The organism is Sphingosinicella rhizophila, from assembly GCF_032378825.1.
Lineage (GTDB): Bacteria > Pseudomonadota > Alphaproteobacteria > Sphingomonadales > Sphingomonadaceae > Allosphingosinicella > Allosphingosinicella rhizophila.
Window position 1 is genome coordinate 291,374 of record NZ_JAVUPU010000005.1, and the last position, 25,761, is coordinate 317,134.

A 25,761-nucleotide genomic window follows, 5' to 3' on the forward strand; every position below is an offset into this window, starting at 1 on the left:
CTCAGGCAGCCGCCGGCTCGCCTAGCAGGCGTTCGATCGTTGCCCTTGCCGATATTTCCCAGGCCGGCATGCGGAAGCCGAAATGCGATTCGAATTTGGAGCAGTCGAGCAGGGAATTGGCCGGGCGGCGCGCCCTTGTCGGCCATTCGGAGGTCCGGATCCGCCGAACCTTGGCGGATCCCTGGCCCAACCGCGCGGATTCCCGCATGATCAAGGCCGCGAAATCGAACCAGGTGGCGTGACCCGATCCAGCCAGATGATAGGTCTCCCCCAATCCCGTCGTCCGACCGGATCGCCATGCACGGATCATCGTCAGGAGGCCGTCCGCGAGATCCATCGCGGATGTGGGATTGCCGTGCTGGTCGCCCACCACGGCTACTTCCTCCTGCGACTTCGCGAGCGCCATCATCGTCTTCAGGAAATTCCGTCCGAACGGACTATAGACCCAGGACGTCCGGACGATGACATGATCGGCATTGGCCTTTCGCACCTTGTCCTCGCCAGCCAATTTTGTGCGTCCGTAAACGCCGAGGGGGTGCGGCGAAGCCTGTTCGCCATAAGGGACTGGACTGGCGCCATCGAAGACATAGTCTGTCGAGATATGGACCATCGGCGCACCGATCCGCCGCGCCGCCTCTGCAAGGGCGGCTGGTGCGGCTTCGTTGAGAAGCGCTGCACGTTCCGGCTGCTCCTCGGCGAGATCGACCGCCGTGAAAGCGGCGGCATTGATGATGACGTCGGGCGCCGCTTCGGCGACGATGGGCGCGATACTCTCGGTCCGCTCGAGATCGAGCTGGGGCCGTCCGAAGGGGACCAAGGAGACCCCGGATATGCCGCCGGCGCGCTCGATCAGGCTTCTGACGAGTTGTCCTTCTCGTCCCGTGACGAGGATCTTCACGATGCGCTGCCAAGCCGGTCTCCGGCATATTTCTTCTCGCGCAGGGGTCGCCACCACCATTCGTTGGCGATGAACCAGTCGATCGTCTTGTCGATGCCGGTTTCGAAGCTTTCGGAGGCGCTCCAGCCGAGCTCCTGTTCGATCCTGCCGGGATCGATGGCATAGCGCCGGTCGTGCCCCGGCCGGTCGGCCACGAAATCGATGAGCGCGCGGCGGTCGCCGCCGCCCTGCAACGGCCGTCTTGCATCCAATCGGTCACAGATCGTCTCGACGACCGCCAGGTTGGTCCGTTCCGCCCGTCCGCCGATATTGTAGCTCGACCCGACCTCACCCTTCATCATCACCAGTTCCAGCGCGCGGGCATGATCGTCCACGAACAGCCAGTCGCGCACGTTCGCGCCCGCGCCGTAGACGGGCAGCCTCTTTCCCTCGAGAGCGTTCAGGATGATGAGCGGGACCAGCTTTTCCGGGAAATGATAGGGCCCGTAATTGTTCGAGCAGTTGGACAGCACGACCGGCAATCCGAAGGTTTCGTGCCAGGCGCGGACGAAATGGTCGGAGGCCGCCTTGGATGCCGAATATGGCGACGACGGTGCATAAGGGCTTTCCTCGGTGAAGACGCCCTCGTCGAAGGGCAGGTCGCCGAAGACTTCGTCGGTGGACACGTGGTGGAAGCGGAAATCCTGCCGGGCCGCTCCGTCCAGCTCGCGCCAGTAAGCGTGCGCGGCGTTCAGCAAGCGGAACGTGCCGACCACATTCGTTTCCAGGAACACGGCCGGACTGTCGATGGAACGATCGACATGACTTTCGGCTGCCAGGTGCATGATCCTTTCGATCCGCTCGGCGCGCAATATCTCCGCCATCCTGCGCTCGTCGCAAATATCGGCATGATGGAACGTGTAGGCGGGGCTGTTCTCGATATCCTTCAGGGACTCGAGATTGCCGGAATAAGTGAGCTTGTCGACATTGACGACATGGTAGCGCCCCTCAGCCACCAGGTGACGGCAGACCGCACTGCCGATGAAACCCGCGCCGCCGGTGACCAGGATCCGCTTCATCGCCAATGAAATCCCGTATCGGTTCCGGCAAGCGAGGCGGCGTCACGATCCTTGGACGATAGGATGATCTCGGCGGCCGGGACCGGCCAGTCGATCCCGATGTCGGGATCGTCGAAGCGGATCGCGCGATCGGCCTCCGCCCGATAGGGCGCGCTGACCTTATACTGCACTTCCGTGTCCGGCTCCAATGTGACGAAGCCATGGGCGAAGCCCTGTGGCACCAGGATCTGATTCCAAAGATCGGCCGACAAGGTCAGCCCAACCCATTTTCCGAATGTCGGGGAGCCTTTCCTGATGTCGACTGCAACGTCGAATATCGCACCCCGGCTGACCCGCACCAATTTGTCCTGAGCGGCGGGGGGCAGCTGGAAATGGAGGCCCCTCAGCACGCCTCTCGCCGCCGAATAGCTGTGATTGTCCTGGACGAAATCATGGTGGAGGCCGGCGGCCCCCATCGCTTCCCGGCTCCACACCTCCGAAAAGAAGCCGCGATCGTCGCCATGCCGGCGCGGCCGGATTTCGAACACGCCGTCCAGCGCCAGGGCGCGTACGTCAAGCATGGACGATCTCGGCAACGCGGCGTCGCAGATAGTTGGAATAATCGCCCTGGCCCAACAGGTCGGCGCGCGCCAGCACCTGTTCCGGCGAAAGATAGCCCAGTTCCAGGCCGATTTCCTCCAGGCACATGATCTTCAGACCCTGCCGATGCTCGATGGTGCGGACGAAGGAGGAAGCGTCGTGGAGGCTGTCATGGGTACCGGTGTCGAGCCAGGCGAAGCCCCGCCCCAGCCGGCTGACATGAAGCGTGCCCCGTTCCAGATAGGCCCGGTTCACGTCGGTGATTTCAAGCTCGCCGCGTGCCGAAGGACGGATCGTCGCGGCGATGTCGAGCACGTCATTGTCGTAGAAATAAAGTCCCGTCACCGCCCAGTTGGACCGTGGCTGCGCCGGCTTCTCCTCGATGCTCAGCACCTGCCCCGTACCCTTGTCGAAGGTGACGACACCATAACGCTGCGGATCTTCGACCGCATAAGCGAAGACGGTCGCTCCCTTCGGTTCGGCGGCCGCCGCGCGGCACAGTTCGGGGAGGCCGGCGCCATAGAAGATATTGTCGCCCAGGATCAGAGCCACGGAATCGTCGCCGACGAAATCGCGACCGATGATGAAGGCTTCGGCAAGACCATTGGGTTGCGGCTGTTCGGCATAGTCGATCGAAACGCCAAACGCGCGGCCATCGCCGAGCAATGCCTGGAACCGGGGCAGATCGAGCGGGGTGGAAATAAGCAGGATCTCGCGAATGCCGGCCATCATCAGCACCCCGAGCGGATAATAGATCATCGGCTTGTCGAAGATCGGCAGCAATTGCTTGGAAAGGGCCAGGGTCGCTGGATATAGACGGCTGCCGCTGCCCCCCGCCAATATGATCGCTTTCATCCGATACTCCGTCGTTGCCCGTTCGGGCGGATCGTCCTGCTTCTCAAAGACCTGCCCGCCAGCACGCCATGCTGGTCCGGCAACCTCGCCAGCGCGTCAATATGGGTTTCCGAAAGGGAAGGTCTGATATGGCAACCAATATTCGGCATGGGTGGCGTAATTCAGCCAGACAAACTGAATCAAGGCCGAATAAGCGATGATGACGATCACCAATTGCCCGTTGGCCCGCCCTTTCTCCGTGAAGATATAGGGGAGGCGAGACCAGACGAAGAGCTGAAGCGGAATGAAATACAGGGCCAGGCGGTCGATCGCCGTCGATGCGGTCGTGGCGAACAGCATACCGAGAAGGGCGACGCTGCCCAAGGCCAGGTTTCGCCACACCTTGACCTGCATGTCCGACATCTGGAAGGTCTGTTGGAACCTCTTCTGGTAGAGCAGGTAGATGGCCGCCGGCAGAAGATTCATCGACACGCGGACGCCGGCGCCTTCCGAAGCCATCTCATGTTCCACATAATTGGTCATCATTCGATCGATGGCGGCATCGACGAACAGGTAATAAAGCAAGACGCCCGCGAGCATCAGCAGGCCGGCGGTTGCGAAACGCTGCCGCGCCGCCGCCAGGGCGACGAGCGGCAGGACGATGATAGCCGATTTGTGGAAGCTGGCCGCGAACAGGATATAGACGACGAATCGGCCCAAGGTCTGGCGATCCAGGCTGGCAAGGCCGGCAAAGATGATGCCGATGGCGACCGCCTGGCGGGTATAGCCCATCGCAATGACGATGATGAGATAAGGAACAGCGACGACAATGGCGAGCCATGGGTTGGGCTGCCGTTTGGCGAAGCGGATCGTGCCCCAGCAGAAAATGGCGGCGCATATCAGGTTCACGGCCCAGATCTTGAGACCCGCCTGGATCACGACCCAGTTGATCAGGGCATAGCCCGGATCATCCTCTGCCAGCGTTCCCCAGAAATCCTTGTAGGCGATGCGATCGAAGATCACCATGTAAGGAATCCAGTCGCCGCCGACTTCGTAGCGAAGTCCGATCAAAACGGCCGTCAGCAGGCCAGCCACCGCAAGCACAGGGGCTGGGCGCGCATGAACCAGGGGCTGCGCGCGATTCTGCAGGGCGCCTACGGCAAAGACTGCAAAGAGTAGCCAGTAAGGAAACAAATTGGCTCCAGCCTGATCTGTGCCGTTCGCCGCGGGCAGGCGAATTCGGGTCGCTGTATAGAGAGACGGCACGGGAGCCGTCCAGAGCGCGTATGGGATGCCATGCCGGGCTCATCGCGTTTTTGCGGCGATCCGCGACATGTCATAGCTGCGGACGGCGCAGACGATCCCGCCACGTCTTCTCTCATAAGGGCGGGCGGCTTCATAAGGGCGGCCGGAATTCCTGAATATTTGAACAGAGCCTGATACGCATCATCCTCGGCAGCGCGAGGCGCTTCCACCTCAAAGGATCAGGCCCTAGACGTTGGACATGGCCCAAAAGACCGTCGCGCTCTCGATCAACGCTTCCTGGAACATCGTGAATTTCAGGACGGGGCTGATCAAGGACCTGCAGCGGCAGGGCTATCGGGTCGTCGCGCTGGCGCCTGTCGATAGCTATAGCCCGAAGCTGCAGGCGCTGGGTGTCGATCATATCCCCATCCCGATGGACTCGAAGGGCGTGTCTCCGATCCGTGATCTCATTCTGCTCGGGCGTTACTGGCGGGTGCTGCGCCGGCTCCGCCCCGATGTCTTCCTGGGCTATACCGCCAAGCCCAATATCTATGGGTCATTGGCGGCTCATTCCCTTGGAATCGCAGTGATAAACAATGTGTCGGGCCTCGGCACGGCCTTCATCCGGGACGATCTCCTCACCCGGATCGTCACGGGTCTCTACCGGCTCGCTTTCCGGCGCTCGGCTACGGTGTTTTTCCAGAATGAGGAGGATTTCGACATGTTCCTCGCGGCGGGAATGGTGACGCCCGCCCAGGCCCGCCTGCTGCCCGGTTCGGGGGTCGACCTCGAACGGTTCAGCCCAGCCGCCGCACCTGGCGAAGCGAGCGCCTTTCGCTTCCTTCTCATAGCCCGCTTGCTGTGGTTCAAGGGCATTGGCGAATATGCCGAGGCCGCGCGCCTGATCCGGCGGCAGGGTCGTGATGCGCGATTCCAATTGCTCGGATTTCTCGATCCCGACAATCCCAACGGCGTGCCCAAGGATCAGGTGCTGGGATGGGTCAAGGAAGGGATCGTCGATTATCTTGGGGAATCGGACGACGTCCGGCCGTTCATCGCGGAGGCCGATTGCGTGGTTCTCCCCTCCTATCGCGAAGGGATGCCGCGCACCTTGCTGGAGGCCTCCGCCATGGGCAAACCGTTGATCGCCACCGACGTGGCCGGCTGTCGTCAATTGGTCGAGCATGATTTGAACGGCTTTCTTTGCGCACCGCGCGATGCCGGTTCGCTGGCAGAGGCGATGCTGGACATGCTGCGTCTGTCTCCCGCGCGTCGGGAGGAAATGGGGCAGGCGGCGCGCGCAAAAGCGGAATCGCAATTTGACGAGCGGATCGCCATCGGCCTGTATCAGGAGGCTATCGCGGCTGCGCTCGGGTCAGGAACCCGACGATCGGCTGATTTTTCAGAATCGGATCGCGCCCGGAGCGCGTAAACGCGTTCACGGTTATACTGAATCGAAAACGAGCTTGGCTTCTAGTCGGCCGACAGATGCCGGGCCTGGCTTTCGCGGGGCTCGCTCCGGCTCTTCCTCACCTTGGCCCTCGGCTCGGCCATCAGGGCGCAGCACATGGCGAAGATGGCACTGATGGCGACGGTGCGCAGCGGATAATCGACCACGCTATGCGTCAGGATCGCAGCCGAAGCCACGGTCGCGGCGCAGGCGAATGCATCCTTATCCTCACTTCCCCAGATGGAGGCGACGCGGCGCACCCACCATATCAGGAAAAGGAGGATCAGTACGAAACCGGCCACGCCGGTTTCGAGGACGATTTCGATATAATCGCCGTGGACGTGGTTCATGTAGACCCGCGTCACCCGCGCCGCATTTTCATAATAAGGATAGATGTCGTCGAAGGTGCCGATGCCGGATCCCAGAGGCGCGAAATCCTGCACGGCTTCCAGGCTTCTGGAAAAGGAGGTGTAGCGGGATTCCTGGGAGGTCCGGGCCTCCTTGGTGGTGAGGTTGTTCTGGAAGGGTGCGCTGAAGGCGAGCAGGATCGAGCCGAGGGTCAGGACAGCGACCACAGGCAGTGTCCAGGCCGGCAGCTTCTTCTTGCGCGAGAATATCATCATCAGGGTCGCCGCGAGCACCGGGACCGAAAGGCCGAGGCCCGCCAGCGATCCGTTGAGCGCGATGCCGACGACGATCACGGTCAGCGCGCCGGAGAGAATCACGAACAGACCCGAGGAATGCTGCACGGACCGGCCGTGGCCCCGCCCGTTCAGATAGAGCGCTGCAAGAAAGGGCAAGGTCACGACCATCAGCGTCGCGAAATGGTTGGCGTTCGAGAAGAAGCCCGTGGACGCGCCGAAATTGGTGATCTGGTAGAAATACCATGACGAAGCTTCGCCGCCCATGATCTGCAGCGCGCCCAGAGCAACCGAGACGATCGCCACGGCGACGACGACCCAGGTCAGCCAGCTGGCTTTGAAATAACCGAGCTGGAGGATGCCGAGCAATATGGCGATGGCGGGCAGCAGCCAAAGGGATGAGGAAATGGTTTCGTGCGGCGAAAGCGAAATGGGCAGCCAAGGCAGCGGCTGGTCCAGCATCCTGTAGCCGTCGGCAATCTGCTCCCGGCCCGGAAAGACGGTCCAGAGCGAAGGTGGCAACGGCACCAGCTGCACAAGGACAAGCAGGACGATCAGGAAGAGGAGCAGCATAAGCTGCCGCCCGGCCTTGGCCATTGGCGTGCTGCGCTGGACGATGAGCGCCCACAATATGATCGGAATGGCGAGCAGCTGAAGCAGCATGTTCACCCAATAGCCGGCGGCGCTTGCGCCCCCGAGGAGAAGGCAAAGCAGCAGATAGGCCGGAATCAGGCCGAGACGGACATAGTGGATCAAGATTTTCCTGCCTTCCGGATCTCGACCTCGCCTATCGTCACATTCTGCGCGGTCGCAAATTCTCCGTTGATACCGGACAGCCGCAGCCACTGCGCCGGACAACCGGACGCCGGGACGTTGAAATCGGCTACGATCCGTCGCGTGGCGTAGCTGATATTCTTGAGCGGGAGCTCGAGCAGCGGCGATTTTGCCTTGTGGCAGGCCACAACCCAGACAAGCCGGCTGCCTTCGCCTTTGGCGGAGCCTTCGACCCGGAACTGGAGACGGTAGCGGCCGGGCCGCAGCATCAGCATCTGGCTGGCGAGTTCGGTCGGAAGCCGGCCGTAAAAGGCGACCTCGAGGCCGCCCGACCTTGCCGGTTCGGCGACGCCGGCAGTCCCCTGGGTCAATTTCCAGTTGAACGGCGCGGCACCCGGCAGGCCCTTGAAGCTGCCGTCGTAAACGGACTTCGCATCTTGCGTTTCGCGCGCGCCAATGAAGCTTTGCCAGAGCCGGTGGGCACGCCGCACATCGCCTTTGTCGATCAGCTTCTGGATCAGCAGACCCTGCCAGGGAGCTGCCCGGGCGGATCCGGATGCGCGGTCCGTTTGCGCGATGCGGAGGATCAGGTCCGGGTCGGCGCCACTGGACGCGAGCTGTTCCAGGACCGATTGCCGCATGATCGCATCGCCCTCCAGCACGCGCATCATGGCGGGTCGTGTCCTGGGATTGCGGACCATCCTCGCCAGCTCCGGGACGAGGACGGTCGCGACTTGTGGTACGAGCGCATTGAGGACGCGGATTTCAGCGCTCGCCGCGGCGACCTGGTTCGATTGCAGATATCCGTCGAGCAAGACGAGCCGGGCCGTACGGGAGCGAGGATTCCGGCGCCGTGCCTCGGCGAGCAGCCGTTCGCCCCTGGCGGCATCGCCATTGACCCTGGCAATCAGCCCGGCGAGCAGGAAAGGCTCCTCGGCAAGCGGCGCTCCGGAGATAGCGTTGATCGCGCGGGTCGATTTGACGCGGCTGAGGGTGCCGTTGCGTCGGCGAAATTCCTGCATGGCCACTTCCATCACCGGACGGGGATCATCCGGTGCGACCCTGGCCGCGGCATTGGGCCTGGCCCTCAGCAGGCCGTCGACCGCCGAGGTCTTGAACACCAGCCAGGCCATGAAGATCGCGCCGATGACGAGCAGCAGCGTCTTTCCGGCCCGACCGGCACTTAAGCCTTGGAGCCTAGCCCTCACGTTGCGCGACCAGCTTGATCTCGCGTTCGCGGCTGCCGATCCCGCCATATTTATAGGGTTCGTAGCCATAGCCATAACCATAGCCATGCGCCTGATGGCGGAATTTGGTCAGGACGGCGCCCACGATATGGCTGCCCGCCGCCTTCAGGCGATTGACCGCATCGACCGCGGCCTTGGTGCGGGTCTTGCCGCTCTCGACGACCAGCAATGTGCCGCGGCAGACGCCCGACAGCAACGGCGCGTCGGCAAGTCCCAGAACCGGCGGTCCGTCGACGATGACCATGTCATAATGGTTCATAGCCTCGCTGATGATCGCCTTCAGCCGCGGCGATGCCAGCAATTCCGCCGGATTGGGCGGAATCGGTCCGCAGGGAACCAGCGACAGGTTTTCGACTTGCGTCTTCAATACGTGATTCTGCACCGGATCGCTGTTGGTGAGCAGCTTCGACAGGCCTTCATTCGGATCGACGCCGGTTACGAAGGCGGGCTTGCGAAGGTCTGCGTCGATCAACAGCACCGAATTACCGAGCCGGGCGAAATTCTGCGCAAGCGCCAGGGTCGTGCTCGATTTGCCTTCCGCAGCGCGCGTGCTGGTGATCAGCAGGCTCTTGGGCGCGCCGGTTTCGGTGGTGAACTGGAGCGACGTCCTGAGCGAGAAATAGGCTTCCGAAATCGGTGAAGTCTGTTCCTTCAACTCGTCGGCCAGAGCCTCCTCGCTGGTCTTCTTCGGGATCACGCCCAGTGATGGCAGCCGCAATTTGTCGCGGACGTCGTCGGGGGTCTTGATCGTGTCGTTGACGAATTCGAGCGCCAATGCCGCTCCCATGCCGCCCAGCACGCCGACCAGCAGACCGATCAGCACGTTCAGCACCAGATTGGGCTTATAGGGCCCGCCCGGAGGCTCGGCCGGATCAACCACCGAAACCGTATTGGTGCCGACGCCGCCGGCGACGCCAATCTCCTTATAGCGCTGCAAGAGCGCATCGTAGAGTGAGCGGTTGGTGTCCACCTCCCGCTGCAGGATGTTATATTGGATGCTGCGTCCGCGCAGGTTGAGCACCGTGCTCTTCAGCTGTTCGACCCGTTCCTGCAGCGAGCGCTCCTCGGCCGCCGCCGCCTGGAATTCGGCGAGCAGCGAGGCATTGTTGCCGCCGGCCACGGTTCCGGCCTCGCGCTTGATCTGCTGGTCCAGGGCCTCGATCTGATTGCGAAGCCGGACCATGTCCGGATAATCGGGTTTGAACGAAGACAGCTTGTTCTGATATTCCGCCTCCAACTGGGCGCGCCACTGCCGCATCGGCGCAGTGCTGGCGGTGATCTCGGCCGTGGTGCTGGCGCTGCTCATCTGCCGGTAGCGTTGTTCCGCCGCGATCCTGCGCGCCTGCGCGACGGCGAGTGCCTGGTTCATGGCGAGCAAAGACGCACCCTGGATCGAGGCTGTGTCGCTGCCGGCGCCGCCGCCTTGGCCGGGCTGGCCCTGGCTCGCTCCGGTGTTGATGATGCTTTGCCGCTGCGCATAAGCGACCAATTCCCGTTCCGATTTCTCGAGATCGCCCTTTATGGTCGCGATCTGCCGCTCCAGGAACTGGCGGGCATAGGATGAGGCCTCGTAGCGGCGTTCCAGGTTCGCGTTGATGAAATTGTCGGCGAAACTGTTGGTGATCCGAGCGGCAAGATCGGGCGACGGGGACGAATAGGAGATCCGGACAAGGCGGCTCCCCTGCACCGGGCTCACTTCGAAATTACTGGACAGGATAGCGGTGGCGATCTTCACGCGCGTGGCTCTGTCCGCCTCGGCCGAAACGAAGGATTCATTCGATGCGAGATTCATCTCCTGCGCCACGCGCTCCGCGAGGCTCTTGCTGGCGAGCAGGCCATATTGTGTGGACAGATATTGCTGGTCGTTATTTCCCCCGCTTTTCGTCATGGAATCTTCCAGGATCTCGACCGCGGGCGGATTGAGCTCCAAGACCGCCGTCGCCCGATATTGGGGCGTGGTCAGGAAGGTGACGACGATCGCGACTGCGATGGCGACGGCCGCGGCGCCGAGGATCAGCCAGCGCCATTCCGATGCGATGCGCAGGATCGTGGAAAGATTGAGATCACCGAAGCCGGAGCCGATGCCGTAGCTCCGCTGCCCCCAATCGCCGGCAAGTGCGAGGTCGCCTTGCGGTTGAGGGGCCAGCGGCCAGATCGGTCCGCTTATGGGTTCGATGTCGTTCTTGCTCATAGAATCGAGCTGCCTTTCAGCCGCCCTGTCAATAACAGGTCGCGAATTGGTTAGAAAACGAAGGAGTAGAAGAAGCCGACGATCGGGATCGTTTGAAGGATTTCCCTCTGCGCCCGTTTGATGTTGGACCCATCCACGACCACGACGTCGCCTGGATAGATTTTGGGATCCTCGGCCTCGGCGCGCCGGATGTCGGTCAGGTCGAAAGCCGCCGCCATGCGCTTGCCGTCGATGGTTCTGAACACGGCAATGCGGCGCGCATTGGCATCTTCGGTCGTGCCGTTGGCCATGGCGATGACCTGCAAGAGGGTCATCGGTCCCGGGATCGGGAACATGCCGGGAGACCTGACCGCGCCGTCGATCGTGACATTGCGCCTGGTCGACGATTTTATGCCGACGCTGACGTCCGGCGATTGCAGATATTTGACTCCCAGTTGCTGGGTCAGGGCCTTGTCCAGTTCGGATGCGGTGAGGTCCACCGCCTTGACCTCGCCGAGCAACGGCATCGAGATACGGCCCCTGAGATCGACCGGGAAGTCGCCGGACAGATCCGGCACCTGGAAGACCTTGATGGTCAAGGTGTCGAGCGGCGAAATCTTATAGTCTTCCTCGAGGGTGACGGGCTGGGGCGTGTCCGGTGCGCTGAAATTCTGCACTTCATAAGGAACCGGGCCGCCGCGCGTGCCGGTGCATCCGGCAAGCGCGGCAAAGGCGGCAAGCAGGACGAGCAGGAAGCCGAGCCTCAGGCTCCCGGTCACGGTGGCTGAAGGGGCGAACGACGATGCCGTCTGCCGGGTATCGATGATCGTCGGCACGGACAGTCCTGAATTCTGCAAAATCTGAAGCCCCTGAATTAGTCGCGCGGGTTCGCTTGGGTCAAGTTCTATTACTCCCGCCTGAACGGGCCGGCGGGTGCTGAAAGCCTTTGAAATCCGTGCTATTTGTTCGTCGGTCGATCAGGCGGCGGCACTCCGGACAGCGCCGCCGCCAAGCCCGGCACGCAGGTCGTTTCGGTTCGTGGCGAGATACCATCTTTGCCCGTCCTCGATGGCGAGGGCCGTCAGCATGTTGCTGCGATAGGCGCCTGTGTCGATCGCGATTCGATTGGCGCGCTCCTCCACCCGTTCCACGATCGTGTGGCCATGCACGACGACGAACCCATGTTCCTTCACGTCGCTCAGGAACGGCTCGCGGATCCAGCGCAAATCGAAACGGGTCTGCTCTTCGATGGCGACCCCCGGCCGGATGCCGGCATGGACGAACAGATAGTCGCCGAACCGGAACGTGTCCGCGAAGCCTTCCAGAAATTCCACATGAGCGCGCGGCACCTTCGCCTGCAGCAACTGCAACGCGGCCTCCTCGTCCAGGCGACGCAGTGCGTCGGGATCCAGCCCGTAGCTCTGGGCGCATTCGGCGCCACCGAATTTGAGCCAGCTGGCGAGCAGCTCTGATTCCCCGCTGAGCATGCGCAGCAGCACTTCCTCGTGGTTGCCGGCGAGGAAGACCGGCCGGCCGTCCTGCGGACTATAGGCGCGCAGACGTTCGACGACGGCGGCCGAGTCCGGTCCCCGATCGATCAAGTCGCCCAGGAAGACGATGAAGTTCCGTCGCGACGGCCGCGCTGCGATGTCGTCCTCTATGCGCTGCAACATGATGTTCAAGAGATCGAGCCGGCCGTGTATGTCGCCCACGGCATAGGCGCGGGCGCCGGCCTTTCCCTTCGGCATATTCCTGTCCGAACTCATGAACGTCCGGGAAATCCTGTTCAGAAAGTCCATTTCATTCCCATCATTCGGCTCGCCGCCGATTCAGAGCCGCTCCTATAGCGCCACGGCCTTGGTGCAAGCTAGGCCAGCATGGCTATACGGCTGATTTACCGGTCGGTTCCTCGCGGCGGTCAGTTCAGCCGGGAAAGATCTTGCCTGGATTCATGATCCCGGCGGGATCCAGTGCGGCCTTGATGGCCCGTTGGGCGAATAGCAGGGCCGGGTCGGCCGTTCGCGCCAGCGCATCGGCCTTCATCTGTCCGATGCCATGTTCGGCCGAAATCGATCCGCCGGCTGCCGTCACAAGATCGTAGATCAGGTCGCTGACGTCGCCGCCCGGGCGGGAAAGCCAAGACTCGCTGCAGGCGTCGGCGGGGGGTTGGACGTTGAAATGCACATTGCCGTCGCCGAGATGGCCAAAGGCGATGATCCGGCATCCGGGGTAGAGGCCTTCGACGGCTTTTCTGGCCGATACCAGGAAGCCGGGCATGGCGGAAACGGGCACTGCGATGTCGTGCTTGAGCGAAGCGCCCTGTTTGCGTTCTGCCTCCGCAATGCTTTCCCGCAACCGCCAGAGTGCCTGGGCCTGCGCCTCGTTCGCCGCGATCGTGGCATCGGCGGCGAGGTTCCGATCCAGGCTGTCCGCAAGCGCGGCGGCGAGGCTGTGTTCGGCTCCGGCCTCGCCGGCGGGAGCCGTCACTTCGACGAGGGCATGCCAGGCATGGGCCTGCGCCAGGGGCGCACGCGTCCCTGGTATATGGGCAATGACCAGTTCGAGGGCATTGGAGGGTATCAGCTCGAAGCTTTCCACCCGGTCGCCCAGCCGGCCCTCGAGATGCCGCAGCAGCCGGAGCGCGTCGTCGGGCGAGGCGAGGCCGGTCCATGCCACCGCGCGCGATCCCACCGCCGCGACCAGCCTGAGGCTTGCCGCAGTGACGATGCCGAGCGTGCCTTCCGCGCCGATCAGCATTTGCCGCAGATCATAGCCGCGATTGTCCTTTCGAAGCCCCGACAGGCCATGATAGAGCGAACCATCGGGCAAGACCGCTTCCAGGCCGAGGACGAGGGCCCGCATCGTGCCGAATCGCAGCACCTGGGTTCCGCCGGCGTTGGTCGAGACAAGACCGCCCACGGTCGCGGAGCCCTTGGCAGCAAGCGAGAGGGGAAAACGGCGCCCGATCCCTTCGGCTGCCTCGTGCACATCCGCCAGGATCAGGCCCGCTTCGGCAACCAGCATATTGTCGCTGGCGGATATTTCCCGGATGCGTCGCATCCGCCGCAGCGAGAGCAGAAACGAATTCCCTTCGGCCGATGGCGTCGCGCCGCCGACCATCGACGTGTTGCCGCCTTGCGGGACGATGGCGACCCGCTCTGCGGCGCACTGCGTGACGATCGCCTGGACCTGTTCCGGGGTCTCCGGCGAAAGCAAGGCGGCGGTTCGCCCGTGCCAACGACCCCGCCAATCCGTCAGCCACGGCTTCAAATCCTCGGGCGCCCGCGAAAAGCCGCGAGGGCCGAGCGATTCCGCCAGTTGGCGCAGCAAAGTCTCCGACGGTGGATTCGGCATAGGTCCCTGGGTCCAAACCTGGTTTCGGCCTAAGTGGCGCAGAAGGCGAGACCGTGCAATTAATCCGCGGAACGAAATCGTGATTGCGAAGGTTTAAGCCTCGTAGAACGCGGCGGGCCGCGAGCGCATCATGTTGCCCATGTGAAGGGGAAGGCGAATTGTATCGGCGCGCGGGTCAGGGGTTTTGCCGGCACCATCGATCAAGATCTTCCACTCCAGCAGCCTTTGATTTCTGTCGGATTTTCCAGGGCGGTTGCGGAAATTGAAGGGGGCCGGCATCCTGTTGGCGGCGGTCGCCGGCGGTTCGGTTCTGCTGGCCTCGGGCGGGCATGCCCAGACGACTGAGCCTGCAAATGCCGACCAGCCCGTCATTCCCGACAGCGAGTTCGAAGCGCAACTTCCGCCGCTCGATCCGGAACTCTCGGCGCCGCTCGAACCGATCGAGGATTTCGACGTGCGGCAGGAAGCGGTCCCGGTCGAGCCCGCCGAGCCCGGCGCGCCGGATGAAACCATTCCCGATGCCCCGCTCCCGGACGATCCGGCCCTCAGTGAACCGCTGGCGCCCCTGGCGACATTCGATGTCGCCGTGCCGGAAGCGAATCCCGAGGATGATGGCGAGGACGAAGCGCCTTCCATTCGCTACACCCTCGTCATCGAGGGATTGGAAGAAGTCGGTCTGCAGGGTCGCTTTCGCGACCTCTCCGCGCTGGAGGACGCGGATGGCAGGGCGACCAATGGCGCAATGGTCGCCGCCCGCGCCGAAGAGGACGAATTGCTGGCCGTCCGCCTGCTGCGCTCGGAAGGCTTTTATGACGGCACTGCCGTGTCTTCGATCGAACAAGTGCCGGATCAGCCGGGCCAGCTCCGGGTCACGCTCACGGCGGCACCTGGGGCCCGTTACAATTTCGGGGAGATCGCGGTCACGGGTCCGCAGACGGAGCCGCCGGGCCTGGCGCGCGAAGCGCTGCCGCTGGAGAGCGGCAAGCCGATTATCGCGGAAATGGTCGAAGGCGCCGAAGCCAATGTCCGGCTGCGTCTGCCGCAGCAGGGTTACCCCTTCGCTGAGATTGGCCTGCGCGACATATTGCTCGATCCGGAGACTCATCTCGGTGACTATTCGCTGCCGGTCGAGCCCGGCATCCGCGCGCGCTTCGGCGGATTCACCACCGAAGGCGATCTCGCCTTCGACGCGGAGCATGTCGCGGTCCTGTCCCGGTTCGAACGCGGCGATCTCTATGACAGCCGGATGGTCGACGATCTGCGCGAAGCGATGATCGCGACCAACCTGTTCAGCACGGTGTCGGCCGAGCCCGTGGCAACAGGCGAAAAAGCCGAGGACGGCACGGAATATGTCAACATTCTCGTGCGTCAGCAGGCGGGACCCGCCCGTTCGATCACCGGCAGCGCGGGATATAGCACGGGCGAGGGGATAAGGCTGGAGGCGGCCTGGGAACATCGCAACCTGTTTCCTCCTGAAGGCAGTCTTCGTTTCGCCGCCATCGCTGGCACGCAGGAGCAGGCCGTTCGGGCGACCTTCCGGCGCATGAATGCAGGCAAGCGCGATCGCACCGTCCTGCTCCAGGTCGAGGCCGGACGGCGGGATTTCGCAGCCTTCGAAGGCTATACGGCGAGGATCAATGGTCTCATTTCCCGGGAATCGACACCCATCTGGCAGAAGCGATGGACCTGGGCCTATGGCGCGGAGCTGATCGCCACCAACGAAAGCCAGATCGGAAGGCCAAGGCTGTCGCTCAGCGATGCCTTCTTCCTGGCCGGCGTGACGGGGCAAATCGGCTATGATGCCTCCGACAGCCTTCTCGATCCCACGAAGGGGTTTCGGCTGCTCGGTCGCGTCAATCCGGAAGTGTCGCTTCGCGAGCCGACCCAGCCCTATATCCGCAATATCGTCGAAGGCAGTGCCTATTTCCCGGCGGGCGATTCCCTGGTGATCGCCGGGCGCGCACGGTTCGGATCCATCTATGGTGCGGAGCTGTCCGAGCTTGCACCCTCCCGCCGCTTCTATGCAGGCGGCGGCGGATCGGTGCGCGGCTTCGGCTTTCAGGAACTCGGCCCGAAGGATGCCGAGGGCAGGCCGTTGGGGGGCCGCAGCCTTGCCGAATTCGCCCTGGAAGGCCGCTACCGCTTCGGCAATTACGGCGTGGTTGGGTTCGTCGATGCCGGCCAGGTCTATGACAGCCAGTTCCCGACCTTTTCCAGCATGAGGTTCGGCGTCGGCATCGGCGGGCGCCTCTACACCAACTTCGGGCCCCTGCGCGTCGACGTCGCGACGCCGATCGGCCGCAGGAAGGGCGAATCCCGTGTCGCCGTCTATATCTCCATCGGCCAGGCCTTCTGATGGCCGAGGTCGTCACCGAATCCTCTGAGATACCCATCGGCCGCCGCCGCGCCCGTGCCGCGGTGAAGTGGGCCGGCATAATCATCCTCGGCCTGATCGTGCTGATCGGTGCATTGCTGATCGCCATCAACAGCGATCCGGGCCGGCGCTATGTCGTCCGGCAGATCAACAATCTCGAAATGGTTTCGGGCCTGGACATCGATATCGGCCGGATCGAAGGCTCGCTGTTCGGCAAGCTGATCGTCCACGACCTGAGACTCAAGGATCCGAAGGGGCTGTTCTTCGCCGCCCCGGTCGCTGAAATGGAATGGCGTCCGCTCGCTTATCTCCAGAATCATATCGACATTCGCACATTGGTGATTCCGCGGGCCAGGCTGATGCGCCTCCCCGAACTCAGGTCGGGGGATCCGAACGCGCCGCTGCTCCCCGACATCGACATCGACATTGGCCGTTTCGAGGTCGGCCGGATCCTTGTGGACCCGGCGGTGACGGGTCAGCGTCATCTTCTATCCCTGGGCGGGGGGACCAGGATCAAGGATGGCCGTGCCCAGGTCGCGCTCGACGTCGCCGCGATTCCGGCGCCGGGCCTTGCCGGAGGCGACAAGCTGATGCTTCGGCTCGATGCCGTGCCGGCGGCGAACCAGCTCGACATCGGCCTTCGCCTCGATGCGCCCGGTGACGGGTTCGTCGCCAAGCTGGCCGGGCTGGACAAGCCACTGGTCGCTCGGGTGAAAGGTGCCGGCAGCTGGTCGAACTGGAAAGGCCGCGCCCGTGCCGCGCTCGCTGGCCAAGGGCTCGCCGACCTTGCCATCGGCGCTCGCGATGGGACGGTCAGTCTTTCAGGGCCCACTCGCCCCGGCCTGCTGCTCGCCGAAGGTCCGGTGCAGCGGCTGTTGCAGCCATTGGTCCAGGTCAACCTGGTCACCGCGCTTGCGGAACGACGCGCCGACACCCGGCTGCGCCTGAATTCAGCCGCGCTTGCGGTCGTCGCCGACGGCGTGATCGATCTTGGCCGAAGCCGGTTCGACAATTTCAAGGTGGCCGCGCGCCTGATCCAGCCTCGTGCCATCGCGCCCAACCTGACCGCGCGGGACGCCCGGATCGCGCTGGTGCTGAACGGCGCCTTCGCGACACCGTTCGCCGCCTATGATCTCAAGGCGGCCGCGCTTGGCTTCAATGGCACCGTGGTCGAGGGACTGAGCGCACGTGGCCGGGCCAAGGTGGACGTCGATCGGATGACGATCCCGATCAGCGCCCGCGCCCGCCGCATCACCGGCATCAACGCTGCCGCCGGCGGCCTGCTCACCAATGTCGCGCTGGACGGTAATCTCAACATCAGTGGTCCGCGGGTGCTTTCCGACGATCTTCGCATCCGCTCGGATCGGATCAACGCCACCGCCGTCGTGGTGGCCGATCTCGAGCGCGGCCAATATCGTGCGGGTCTTCAGGGTCGTATCGACAATTATGAGGTGGAGGGGATCGGGCTTCTCGATCTCACCACCAAGCTGGACGTCGTCGCCACGCCGGCCGGCTTCGGGATCAAGGGTCGCATCGCCGCCAAGACGCGCCGCATCGACAATAGTTCTGCACGAGATTTCCTGGGCGGCAATGCGGCGGTCGCGGCGACGATAGACATGAATGCCGACGGCGTGATCCGTCTGGATGCGATCCGGCTCAATGCACCCCAGCTCCGCATCACGTCCGGGCGGGGAACCTATTGGCCCGATGGCCGGATCGACTTCCGTCTATCCGGCGTGTCCACCGCTTATGGTCCGCTGGCCATGGTGGTCACCGGAACGACGCGCCGGCCCAATGTGGAACTCCGCGCCGCCAGCCCCGGTCTTGGGGTCGGTCTTCGCGACGTCCGCGCAACCGTCAGGGCGACGGCGAATGGCTATGCGATCGAGGCGACCGGCCAATCGCAATATGGCCCCTTTACGGCGGACATCCTTATCCTGTCGGGCCGCGGCCCGCTGACGATCGAGGTTCGGACGCTGACCTTCGCCGGATTCACCTTCAGTGGGCGGGTGGTCCAGACGCCGGCCGGCCCCTTCGTCGGTACGCTGGCGATGAACGGAGAAGGGCTGAGCGGCACCGTCCGGCTTGCCGCGGAGGGGCGTTACCAGCGCGCCGACATCCAGGCGCGCGCCAGCGGTGCAAGAATTCCGGGCGAGAATCCGATCCTGGTGCAACGCGGCCTGATCGATGCGACCCTCATTCTTTATCCCGATGCGCCGTCGATCGTCGGCGACGTCCAATTGGCGGGCGTACGGAGCAGCAACCTGCTGATCCGTCAGGCCCGTGCCCGGGTCAATTACCGTGGCGGAAACGGCCAGGTCCAGCTGGTTGCGGACGGTAGCAGCGGCGTGCCCTTCAAGGTCGCGGCCAATGCGGCGCTGACGCCAAATCTGGTTCGGGCGGCGGCACAGGGCACGATCAACCGCATTCCCTTCCGCCTGGCGCGGCCCGCCGAAGTCCGCAAAGTGGGCGCGTCCTGGGAGCTGTCTCCGACCCGGATCGTGCTGCCGCAGGGCAATGTGGAGCTCGCCGGCCGCTATGGCGATGGCTTGTCAGTCCAGTCGCGCATACGAAATCTCGATCTGTCGCTCCTCAATGCATTCTCGCCGGGTCTCGGCATTGGTGGCAAGGCGACCGGCAGCCTCGATTTCTCGCAGCCGTCAGGCGGGGCCTTCCCCCGTGCCGATGCAAGGTTGACCATCGCCGGCTTCACCAGGACGGGGATCGCCGTCCGGTCGGAAACCGTCGATCTCGCCTTGCTGGGCACCTTGCGTCCGGAAGGGGGCGCCCTCAACGCCGTCATCCGGCGCAGCGGCGACGTGATCGGAAGGGCCCAGGCCAGGCTGCAGCCGGTCGGCGGGGGCGCCGGCTGGACCGAGCGGCTGATGGCGGCGCCACTGGCCGGCGGCCTACGCTATAATGGCCCGGCCGATGTCTTGTGGTCCCTCACGGGGATCGCCGACATGCAGCTATCGGGGCCGATCGGGATCGCCGCCGATTTCAGCGGCCGCGTTCAGAATCCCCAGCTGACCGGAGTGATCCGCGCCAACAGCCTCACCTTCGTTCACGAAACCTATGGAACGCGGATCACTACCCTGGCGCTGCAGGGACGCTTCACCAATTCGCGTCTCGAAATCACCAGCCTTTCGGGTCGCGCGGGCCGCGGCACCCTCACCGGGCAAGGCAGCATCGGCTTCGCCTCCGATCAAGGCTATCCGGTGGACGTCCGGCTGAATCTTCAAAATGCCCGGCTGGCGCGAAGCGATTCGATCGGCGCGACCGTCACGGGCGATGTCGCTATCACCAATAGCCGCGCCGGCGGCGCCCTGATCTCGGGCGATCTGCAGATGCCCGAAGTCCGTTACCAGGTCGTCCGCCAGGGCGCGGCCCAGGTAGTCGAGCTGCAGGGTGTCCGGCGGAAGGGCGAGCCGCTTCCGGAACCGGGCGCCAAGCGCGATGCGGCCGAAGCCGCGCCCAGCATCTGGAAGCTCGATCTTCGCCTGCGCGCCGACAACCAGATCTATGTGTCCGGCATGGGCCTCGAATCCGAATGGGAGGCCGATCTGCGCATTCGCGGAACCACGACCGCGCCTGCCATCACCGGCACGGCCGACCTTATTCGCGGTACCTATAGCTTCAGTGGACGCCGGTTCGACGTGACGAGCGGCCGGATCAGCTTCACCGGCGAAGCGCCGCCCAACCCACGCATCGACATCACCGCCAGCGCGGACATTGAGGATGTCACCGTGACGATCAACGTCGATGGCAGTGCCCAGGATCCGCGCATCGCCTTCACCTCCTCTCCCGCGCTGCCGCAGGACGAACTACTCGCCCGGATCCTGTTTGGCGGATCGGTCACCGAGATTTCCGCCCTCCAGGCGGTCCAGCTTGCGGCTTCGCTCAACGCGTTGCAGGGCGGCGGCGGCGGTCTCAACCCGCTGGGCAAGCTGCGCTCCTCGACGGGTCTCGACCGGCTGAGGATCCTCGGCGCGGACGAGACGACCGGGCGCGGCACCGCCGTCGCCGCCGGCTTCTATATCAGCAACGACATCTATCTGGAGATCGTCACCGACGCCCGCGGCTACACTGCCACGCAGATCGAGGTCGCCCTGTCAAAGAGCCTCAGCATACTTTCACAGGTCGGCTCGTTCGGCGGCTCCAACGTCAATCTGCGCTATCGCAAGGATTATTGACGCGGGCGCCCGTCGCCGCTTCCGCAGGTGCGAAACAAAGGCTAGGCGACGGTGATGAACTGGTTTCACCTCAAATTATGGCTGGTCGAGGCGAGCGGCCTGGATATGGACGCGCTTCATGTCCATGCCGGCATATTTCTCCAGGTGGCGGCGGCGCTGGTTCTGCGGCGTTCCCTGGCCAGCCCGCTCCCCTGGTTCGCCGTGCTCGTCGCGGTCCTCGCCAACGAGATATACGACTTCAATTACGAGGTCTGGCCGAACCGTTGGGACCAGGTGCTGGAAGGGTTTCGCGACAGCTGGAACACCCTGCTCCTGCCGACCCTGTTCCTGGTCCTGACCCGCTATCTCCCGCGCTTGTTCCGGAAATCGGGCCGATAGATTTGTTTCAACGCAGTTGGAATCCATCCGACGTCGGAAATAACGGAAGACAAAGAGAAACGAGACCCGTTCGCGTTCGATATAATTGTGAGCAAGTCTGGGATCGGGGCGTTCCTCAGGCGCCGATCCGCGTGAGGCGCGCCGCCAGCGATGCGAGTGCGGGGTTGGCGCCGACCAGGCGCATCAGGCCAAAGCGGGCCGCACCATGTTCGGCGGCCCATCTTATCGTCTCGGCGACCATCACCGGCCTTCGGGTTCGCTGCGCGAAGGCGCGCTGGAAATTGCGGGCGTCCGGCTCTTGCCCGACCAATGTCGAGGCAGCCGCGATGCCGCTTTCGAGTGCGATCGCGATGCCGTCCCCGGCGATGGAGGCGATCACCGCCGCCTGGTCGCCGAGCCGGAACAATCCAGGCGACGTTTCCCGCGCCCGCCAGCCATAAGGAACGGCCGAAACCGCCATCCACTCCGAGGCCGCGCCGTCCGCCAGCCGATCGGCCAGGGCCGGCGCCCTGGCGGCGATCTCCGCGACCAGATTTTCGATGCCTCCGGCGCGCTTCATCGATTGCCGGGCGACCGAAAGGCACAGATTGGCGCTGCCGTCTTCCTGCAGCAAAAGGCCGGCATAGCCGCCATCGAACAGATGAAGCTCGATCACGCCTTCCAGCGACGTGCGGAGCGACCCCGGGGTTTCGAGGCTGGTTCTTATACCGATCGGGTCCCCGGCCGTGTCTCGCGGCCTGGCTGCGCCGCGCAGCTCATATTTGCCGTTGGCAAGGAGCAAGGCTCCGGCCTCGATCTCCTCGCCATCGTCCATGCGGACAAGGTTTCGGGCCACGTCGGCGGCCCGGACGGCCCGGCCGCGATGCACTGCCGCGCCGGCATCGGCGGCAGCACCCAGCAAGGCCGCGTCGAGCGTGCGTCGGGACAGACCCGCCGCGGGCTGCGGCAATGACGCTTCGACCTGGCGCCCGCCGGCCAGCAGACGGAGCTTGCGGATCGGGCGCGCGCCGAGCGACGCAGCGTCGATGCCGAGCCGCGCCAGCGCCCGTAGCGCATCCCAGCCCAGGAAGCCGCCACAGACCACGTCATGGCCGGCATGGCTTCGTTCGAACAGCTCGGCGGAAATGCCGGTTCGGGCCAGGCTGATTGCGGCGGCGCAGCCTGCCGGTCCGCCGCCGACGATCAATATGTCGGTCCGGCGCGGATCGGGTGCCGGGTTGGCGTCTGACTTGCCGCCGATGGCGTCATGGACCGCCACCGGCATTACCCGGCGCGGCGGAAATGGAAGCCCTCGGCCGCGAGGCCGGGGCCGAAGGCGAGGGCAACGCCCTGGCGGCATTCGGGCGCGGCCAGTAATTGGGCGAGCACGAACAAAAGGGTGGAGGAAGACATGTTGCCGTAACGGGCGAGCACATCGCGCGATTGGCCAAGAGCATGCGGGGCCAGCGTCAAACCCGATTGGACGGCATCGAGCACGGAGCGGCCCCCCGCATGAACCGCCCAGCAGTCGATCTCGTCCGGCGCCGCCGGACCCATGATCGACTGCCGGAGGTCCGCATCGCGCAAGGCCTCGGCGATCCGGCCCGGCACTTCGCCCGACAATTGCATGGCGAAGCCCTGGTCGCCGATGGTCCAGCGGATGAGTCCGGCCGAATCTTCGAGGGTTGTCGCAAAAGGGCGGGAAATGGCAAAGCCGTATGGTTCCGCCGTCACGAGCGCCGCGGCGGCGCCGTCGCCGAATTGAAGCATGGCGAGGAGGGGTTCGATCCGGTCTTCGTTCTGCAGATGCAGGGTGGACAGCTCGATCGTGACCACCAACACCCGCGCTTCGGGCTCGGAGCGGACGATATGATGGGCAAGCCGGAGCGCGGAGACGGCGGCGTAGCAACCCATGAAGCCCACCAAGGTGCGCTCCACCTGCGAGGACAGGCCGAGCTGCCGGGCGATGATCTGATCGATGCCGGGGGCCACGAACCCCGTGCAGCTCGCCACGACGAGATGGGTGACGTGCCGGACCGCTGCGGCATCGAGACCGGCAATCGCCTGGAGCGCCAATTTGGGCGCCGCCTCTGCGTAGAGCGCCATCCGTGCCCCTGTGCTGGGCAATGCTCCATGGTAGAAGCCGCCCGGCGCGATGGGCGAGCCGCCCTCCGATGCCGCCGGCAGGATGGACCAGCGGTGCCGTATTCCGGACCGGTCCGCCATGCGACGGAACAGGCTTCGTTCGCGCGGATCGCCGATTCGGCCCTCGGCCCAGTCGATGAAGGCATGGTGGACATCGTGATCGGGCACGGCCGTGGCGATCGCTTCGATATGGGCGGCGATTATGTTCAAGCGTGTCCGATCCGGTTGGGGCAAAAAGAGTCTATGACTGCCTAGATGAACGATAGATGGGGAAGTTCCGTCTCGTCAGACCTATTTGGAATCGAAGCCGAACGTGCGGCGTCCACTTTTCCCGCCGCCTTCATTTTCATCCTTTTCGTGGAGGGACGGAAATGCAATCTGCGCGCCATGTTCCGCTTTGCTCCCTTCATTCTCCTTTCCTGCCTGTCCAGCGCCGCGGCCGCCCAGCCGGTCGAGATCGTCGTCACCGGCAGGGATCTCGGCCAAGGATTGGGGGAAGAGGTTTACGACACGCTCCTAATCGACAGAGAGCGTCTCGTGGGGTCGGCGTCGAACCGGCTGGAAGACATTCTCCGCGACGCGGCCGGTTTCCAGACGTTCCGGCGCTCCGATGCGCGGTCGGCCAATCCCACCAGCCAGGGCGCGACCCTGCGGGGGCTCGGCGGCAATGCCTCCAGCCGCGCGCTGCTCCTGCTCGACGGCGTGCCGCAGACCGACCCGTTCGGCGGATGGATTTCCTGGCCGGCTTTCGATCCCCGCCGGCTCGGCGAAATTCGGGTGACGCGGGGCGGCGGCAGTGGTGTTCATGGGCCCGGTGCACTGGCCGGTACGATCGCGCTTTCAAGTGCCGCCCCCGCCGACATGAAGGGTTTATACGCCTCGCTTGCCTATGGAAGCCGCGACAGCGTCGACGCCTTTGCGGCGGCGGGTTTATCGCTGGGCAGAAGCTTCTTGACGCTTTCCGGAAGCCATGCGGCCGGGGACGGATTCGTGCCGATTGTCGCCGGTCAGCGCGGCTCCGCAGACAGGCCGGCGCCTTATTCGCAATCCAGCCTCGGCGGACGCCTGGTGACTCCGATCGCTGATATGGTCGAGCTCCAGGCCAATGCCCTGTGGTTTTCCGACGAACGGGAACGGGGAACCGCCTTCACCGACATACAGACGAAGGGAACGGACGCGTCATTGCGGTTGGTCGGGGAAGGCGCCTGGCGTTGGTCTGCGGTCGCCTATGTGCAGAAGCGGGATTTCTACAACAGCTTCGCCAGCGTAGACGACCTGCGCACCGTCGCCACCCAGGTTGCGGAGCAATATGACGTGCCGTCGACCGGCCTCGGTGCGCGTTTCGAGCTGCGCCCGCCGCTCGGCCGGGAGCTGGAACTCCGGCTGGGAGGCGATTGGCGTCGGACCGACGGCGAGACGCGGGAACTCTACTCCTTTGCCGGCGGGCAGGCGACCCGGCGCCGCGTCGCCGGCGGGGAAACCGGCAATTTCGGTGCCTTTGCCGAGCTGGCGAGGGAGAATGAGGCGCTGACGCTCACCTTGGGCGGCCGCATCGATCGCTGGTCGATCCGTAATGGTTTCATCGTCGAACGCATCATCGCCACCGGCGCGGCGCTTGCCGATATGGACTTCGCGGACCGTTCAGGTTGGCAGCCGACCGCCCGGGCCGGACTTGCATGGCGGCCCCGGCCGGATTTGAGTGTCCGGGGCGCCGCCTATCTTGGATGGCGCCTGCCGACATTGAACGAGCTCTACCGGCCGTTCCGGGTGGGGGCGGACGCGACCGCCGCCAATGCCGCGCTTGATCCTGAGCGGTTGCGGGGTCTGGATGTCGGCCTGGATTACCGACCGGCCAGCTGGGCAAGGATCGGCGCAACCTTGTTCGTGAACGAGCTGCGGGATGCGATCGCCAACGTCACTTTGGGCGAAGGGCCCGGCCAGTTTCCGGGTGTCGGCTTCGTCGGCTCCGGCGGCCAGTATCGCCAGCGCCGCAATCTTGACGGCATCAGCAGCGGGGGCGTCGAGCTGGACATGCAATTATCGTCCGGCGCCTGGGCACTGACGGCGGCCTATTCCTATGTGGATGCCAAGGTCGAGGCTGGCGGAGACGCCATCGCGCTCGACGGATTGCCTCCTGCACAGACGCCGCGCCACAATTTTTCCACGGCCATAAGCTGGCGGACGGAAGGCAGATCGGTCGCGCTTACTGCCCGCTACGCAGCGAGCCAGTTCGAGGACGATCTGGGCGAACAGATTATTCCGGACGCCCTGACATTCGATGCGGCGGCGACCTGGCCGGTCACGGACAAGCTGGCCGTCGAGTTCAGGGCGGAGAATCTGGCCAATACACGCGTGGTCGCCGGAATTTCCGGAAGCGGAATCATCGAGCGCGCGACTCCGCGAACCTTGTGGATAGGGCTTCGCTTCAAGGATCGCGATTAA

The 25,761-nt window shown here is 64.2% G+C and carries 18 protein-coding genes; 5 read left to right on the forward strand and 13 right to left on the reverse strand.

The features are described 5' to 3' along the window. Position 1 precedes the first annotated feature (1 nt). From rfbD to RQX22_RS12115, 5 genes are all read right to left on the reverse strand, one after another. Entirely contained in the window at positions 2 to 898 is an 897-nt protein-coding gene (rfbD, locus tag RQX22_RS12095) for a dTDP-4-dehydrorhamnose reductase (RefSeq protein ID WP_315726780.1), read from the reverse strand. Beyond that, positions 895 to 1,956, reverse strand: a complete 1,062-nt coding sequence (gene rfbB / locus RQX22_RS12100) for a dTDP-glucose 4,6-dehydratase (protein WP_315726781.1) — start codon at positions 1,954 to 1,956, stop codon at positions 895 to 897. The genes rfbD and rfbB overlap by 4 nt, the downstream gene beginning before the upstream one ends. Next, entirely contained in the window at positions 1,953 to 2,516 is a 564-nt protein-coding gene (gene rfbC / locus RQX22_RS12105) for a dTDP-4-dehydrorhamnose 3,5-epimerase (RefSeq protein ID WP_315726782.1), read from the reverse strand. Before rfbC ends, rfbB begins: the two co-directional genes overlap by 4 nt. Further along, entirely contained in the window at positions 2,509 to 3,390 is an 882-nt protein-coding gene (gene rfbA, locus RQX22_RS12110) for a glucose-1-phosphate thymidylyltransferase RfbA (protein WP_315726783.1), read from the reverse strand. The genes rfbC and rfbA overlap by 8 nt, the downstream gene beginning before the upstream one ends. Before the next feature lie 96 nt (positions 3,391 to 3,486). Next, positions 3,487 to 4,464 (reverse strand): EpsG family protein, encoded by a 978-nt coding sequence (locus tag RQX22_RS12115; protein WP_315726784.1) that lies wholly within the window; start codon positions 4,462 to 4,464, stop codon positions 3,487 to 3,489. Positions 4,465 to 4,873: 409 nt separating this feature from the next. Here RQX22_RS12115 and RQX22_RS12120 point away from each other — a divergent pair, with 409 nt between their 5' ends. Beyond that, on the forward strand, positions 4,874 to 6,046 hold the full coding sequence (locus RQX22_RS12120) for a glycosyltransferase family 4 protein (protein WP_315726785.1): 1,173 nt from the start codon (positions 4,874 to 4,876) through the stop codon (positions 6,044 to 6,046). Between the two features lie 41 nt (positions 6,047 to 6,087). Here RQX22_RS12120 and RQX22_RS12125 read toward each other — a convergent pair whose 3' ends face one another. From RQX22_RS12125 to RQX22_RS12150, 6 genes are all read right to left on the reverse strand, one after another. Beyond that, on the reverse strand, positions 6,088 to 7,461 hold the full coding sequence (locus tag RQX22_RS12125) for an O-antigen ligase family protein (protein ID WP_315726786.1): 1,374 nt from the start codon (positions 7,459 to 7,461) through the stop codon (positions 6,088 to 6,090). Then, positions 7,458 to 8,687: a tetratricopeptide repeat protein gene (locus tag RQX22_RS12130; protein WP_315726787.1), complete on the reverse strand. Its 1,230-nt coding sequence runs from the start codon at positions 8,685 to 8,687 to the stop codon at positions 7,458 to 7,460. Before RQX22_RS12130 ends, RQX22_RS12125 begins: the two co-directional genes overlap by 4 nt. Beyond that, positions 8,677 to 10,917, reverse strand: coding sequence for a GumC family protein (locus tag RQX22_RS12135; protein ID WP_315726788.1), 2,241 nt, complete (start codon positions 10,915 to 10,917; stop codon positions 8,677 to 8,679). The genes RQX22_RS12130 and RQX22_RS12135 overlap by 11 nt, the downstream gene beginning before the upstream one ends. 50 nt (positions 10,918 to 10,967) lie before the next feature. After that, positions 10,968 to 11,732, reverse strand: coding sequence for a polysaccharide biosynthesis/export family protein (locus RQX22_RS12140; RefSeq protein WP_315726789.1), 765 nt, complete (start codon positions 11,730 to 11,732; stop codon positions 10,968 to 10,970). 141 nt (positions 11,733 to 11,873) lie between these two features. Then, entirely contained in the window at positions 11,874 to 12,662 is a 789-nt protein-coding gene (locus tag RQX22_RS12145) for a metallophosphoesterase family protein (RefSeq protein WP_315726790.1), read from the reverse strand. A 157-nt stretch (positions 12,663 to 12,819) separates the two neighbouring features. Further along, positions 12,820 to 14,250: an FAD-binding oxidoreductase gene (locus RQX22_RS12150; RefSeq protein WP_315726791.1), complete on the reverse strand. Its 1,431-nt coding sequence runs from the start codon at positions 14,248 to 14,250 to the stop codon at positions 12,820 to 12,822. Positions 14,251 to 14,503: 253 nt separating this feature from the next. On the opposite strand from RQX22_RS12150, the gene RQX22_RS12155 reads away from it, so the two are divergent. Genes RQX22_RS12155 through RQX22_RS12165 form a run of 3 tightly spaced genes read left to right on the forward strand, consistent with a single transcriptional unit; the run spans position 14,504 to position 21,195 of the window. After that, positions 14,504 to 16,606 (forward strand): autotransporter assembly complex protein TamA, encoded by a 2,103-nt coding sequence (locus tag RQX22_RS12155; protein WP_315726792.1) that lies wholly within the window; start codon positions 14,504 to 14,506, stop codon positions 16,604 to 16,606. Then, positions 16,606 to 20,817 carry a translocation/assembly module TamB domain-containing protein gene (locus tag RQX22_RS12160; RefSeq protein ID WP_315726793.1) on the forward strand — a complete coding sequence of 1,404 codons (4,212 nt, stop codon included), beginning with the start codon at positions 16,606 to 16,608 and terminating at the stop codon, positions 20,815 to 20,817. The genes RQX22_RS12155 and RQX22_RS12160 overlap by 1 nt, the downstream gene beginning before the upstream one ends. A gap of 54 nt (positions 20,818 to 20,871) precedes the next feature. After that, positions 20,872 to 21,195: a hypothetical protein gene (locus RQX22_RS12165; protein WP_315726794.1), complete on the forward strand. Its 324-nt coding sequence runs from the start codon at positions 20,872 to 20,874 to the stop codon at positions 21,193 to 21,195. 115 nt (positions 21,196 to 21,310) lie between these two features. Here RQX22_RS12165 and RQX22_RS12170 read toward each other — a convergent pair whose 3' ends face one another. Together RQX22_RS12170 and RQX22_RS12175 are read right to left on the reverse strand one after the other, a co-directional pair. Then, complete coding sequence (locus RQX22_RS12170) at positions 21,311 to 22,459, reverse strand: FAD-dependent monooxygenase (RefSeq protein WP_315726795.1); 1,149 nt, start codon at positions 22,457 to 22,459, stop codon at positions 21,311 to 21,313. Continuing rightward, complete coding sequence (locus RQX22_RS12175; protein ID WP_315726796.1) at positions 22,459 to 23,529, reverse strand: type III polyketide synthase; 1,071 nt, start codon at positions 23,527 to 23,529, stop codon at positions 22,459 to 22,461. Before RQX22_RS12175 ends, RQX22_RS12170 begins: the two co-directional genes overlap by 1 nt. Positions 23,530 to 23,706: 177 nt before the next feature. Here RQX22_RS12175 and RQX22_RS12180 point away from each other — a divergent pair, with 177 nt between their 5' ends. Beyond that, positions 23,707 to 25,761 carry a TonB-dependent receptor gene (locus tag RQX22_RS12180; RefSeq protein WP_315726797.1) on the forward strand — a complete coding sequence of 685 codons (2,055 nt, stop codon included), beginning with the start codon at positions 23,707 to 23,709 and terminating at the stop codon, positions 25,759 to 25,761.

What these genes read in the sequence shown, in the direction of transcription:
- RQX22_RS12120 (WP_315726785.1), top strand. Translation starts at nt 4,874, where the DNA reads ATGGCCCAAAAGACCGTCGCGCTCTCGATCAACGCTTCCTGGAACATC.
- rfbA (WP_315726783.1), bottom strand. Translation starts at nt 3,390, where the DNA reads ATGAAAGCGATCATATTGGCGGGGGGCAGCGGCAGCCGTCTATATCCA.
- RQX22_RS12165 (WP_315726794.1), top strand. Translation starts at nt 20,872, where the DNA reads ATGAACTGGTTTCACCTCAAATTATGGCTGGTCGAGGCGAGCGGCCTG.
- RQX22_RS12145 (WP_315726790.1), bottom strand. Translation starts at nt 12,662, where the DNA reads ATGAGTTCGGACAGGAATATGCCGAAGGGAAAGGCCGGCGCCCGCGCC.
- RQX22_RS12150 (WP_315726791.1), bottom strand. Translation starts at nt 14,250, where the DNA reads ATGCCGAATCCACCGTCGGAGACTTTGCTGCGCCAACTGGCGGAATCG.
- rfbB (WP_315726781.1), bottom strand. Translation starts at nt 1,956, where the DNA reads ATGAAGCGGATCCTGGTCACCGGCGGCGCGGGTTTCATCGGCAGTGCG.
- RQX22_RS12180 (WP_315726797.1), top strand. Translation starts at nt 23,707, where the DNA reads ATGTTCCGCTTTGCTCCCTTCATTCTCCTTTCCTGCCTGTCCAGCGCC.
- RQX22_RS12170 (WP_315726795.1), bottom strand. Translation starts at nt 22,459, where the DNA reads ATGCCGGTGGCGGTCCATGACGCCATCGGCGGCAAGTCAGACGCCAAC.
- RQX22_RS12160 (WP_315726793.1), top strand. Translation starts at nt 16,606, where the DNA reads ATGGCCGAGGTCGTCACCGAATCCTCTGAGATACCCATCGGCCGCCGC.
- RQX22_RS12135 (WP_315726788.1), bottom strand. Translation starts at nt 10,917, where the DNA reads ATGAGCAAGAACGACATCGAACCCATAAGCGGACCGATCTGGCCGCTG.
- rfbC (WP_315726782.1), bottom strand. Translation starts at nt 2,516, where the DNA reads ATGCTTGACGTACGCGCCCTGGCGCTGGACGGCGTGTTCGAAATCCGG.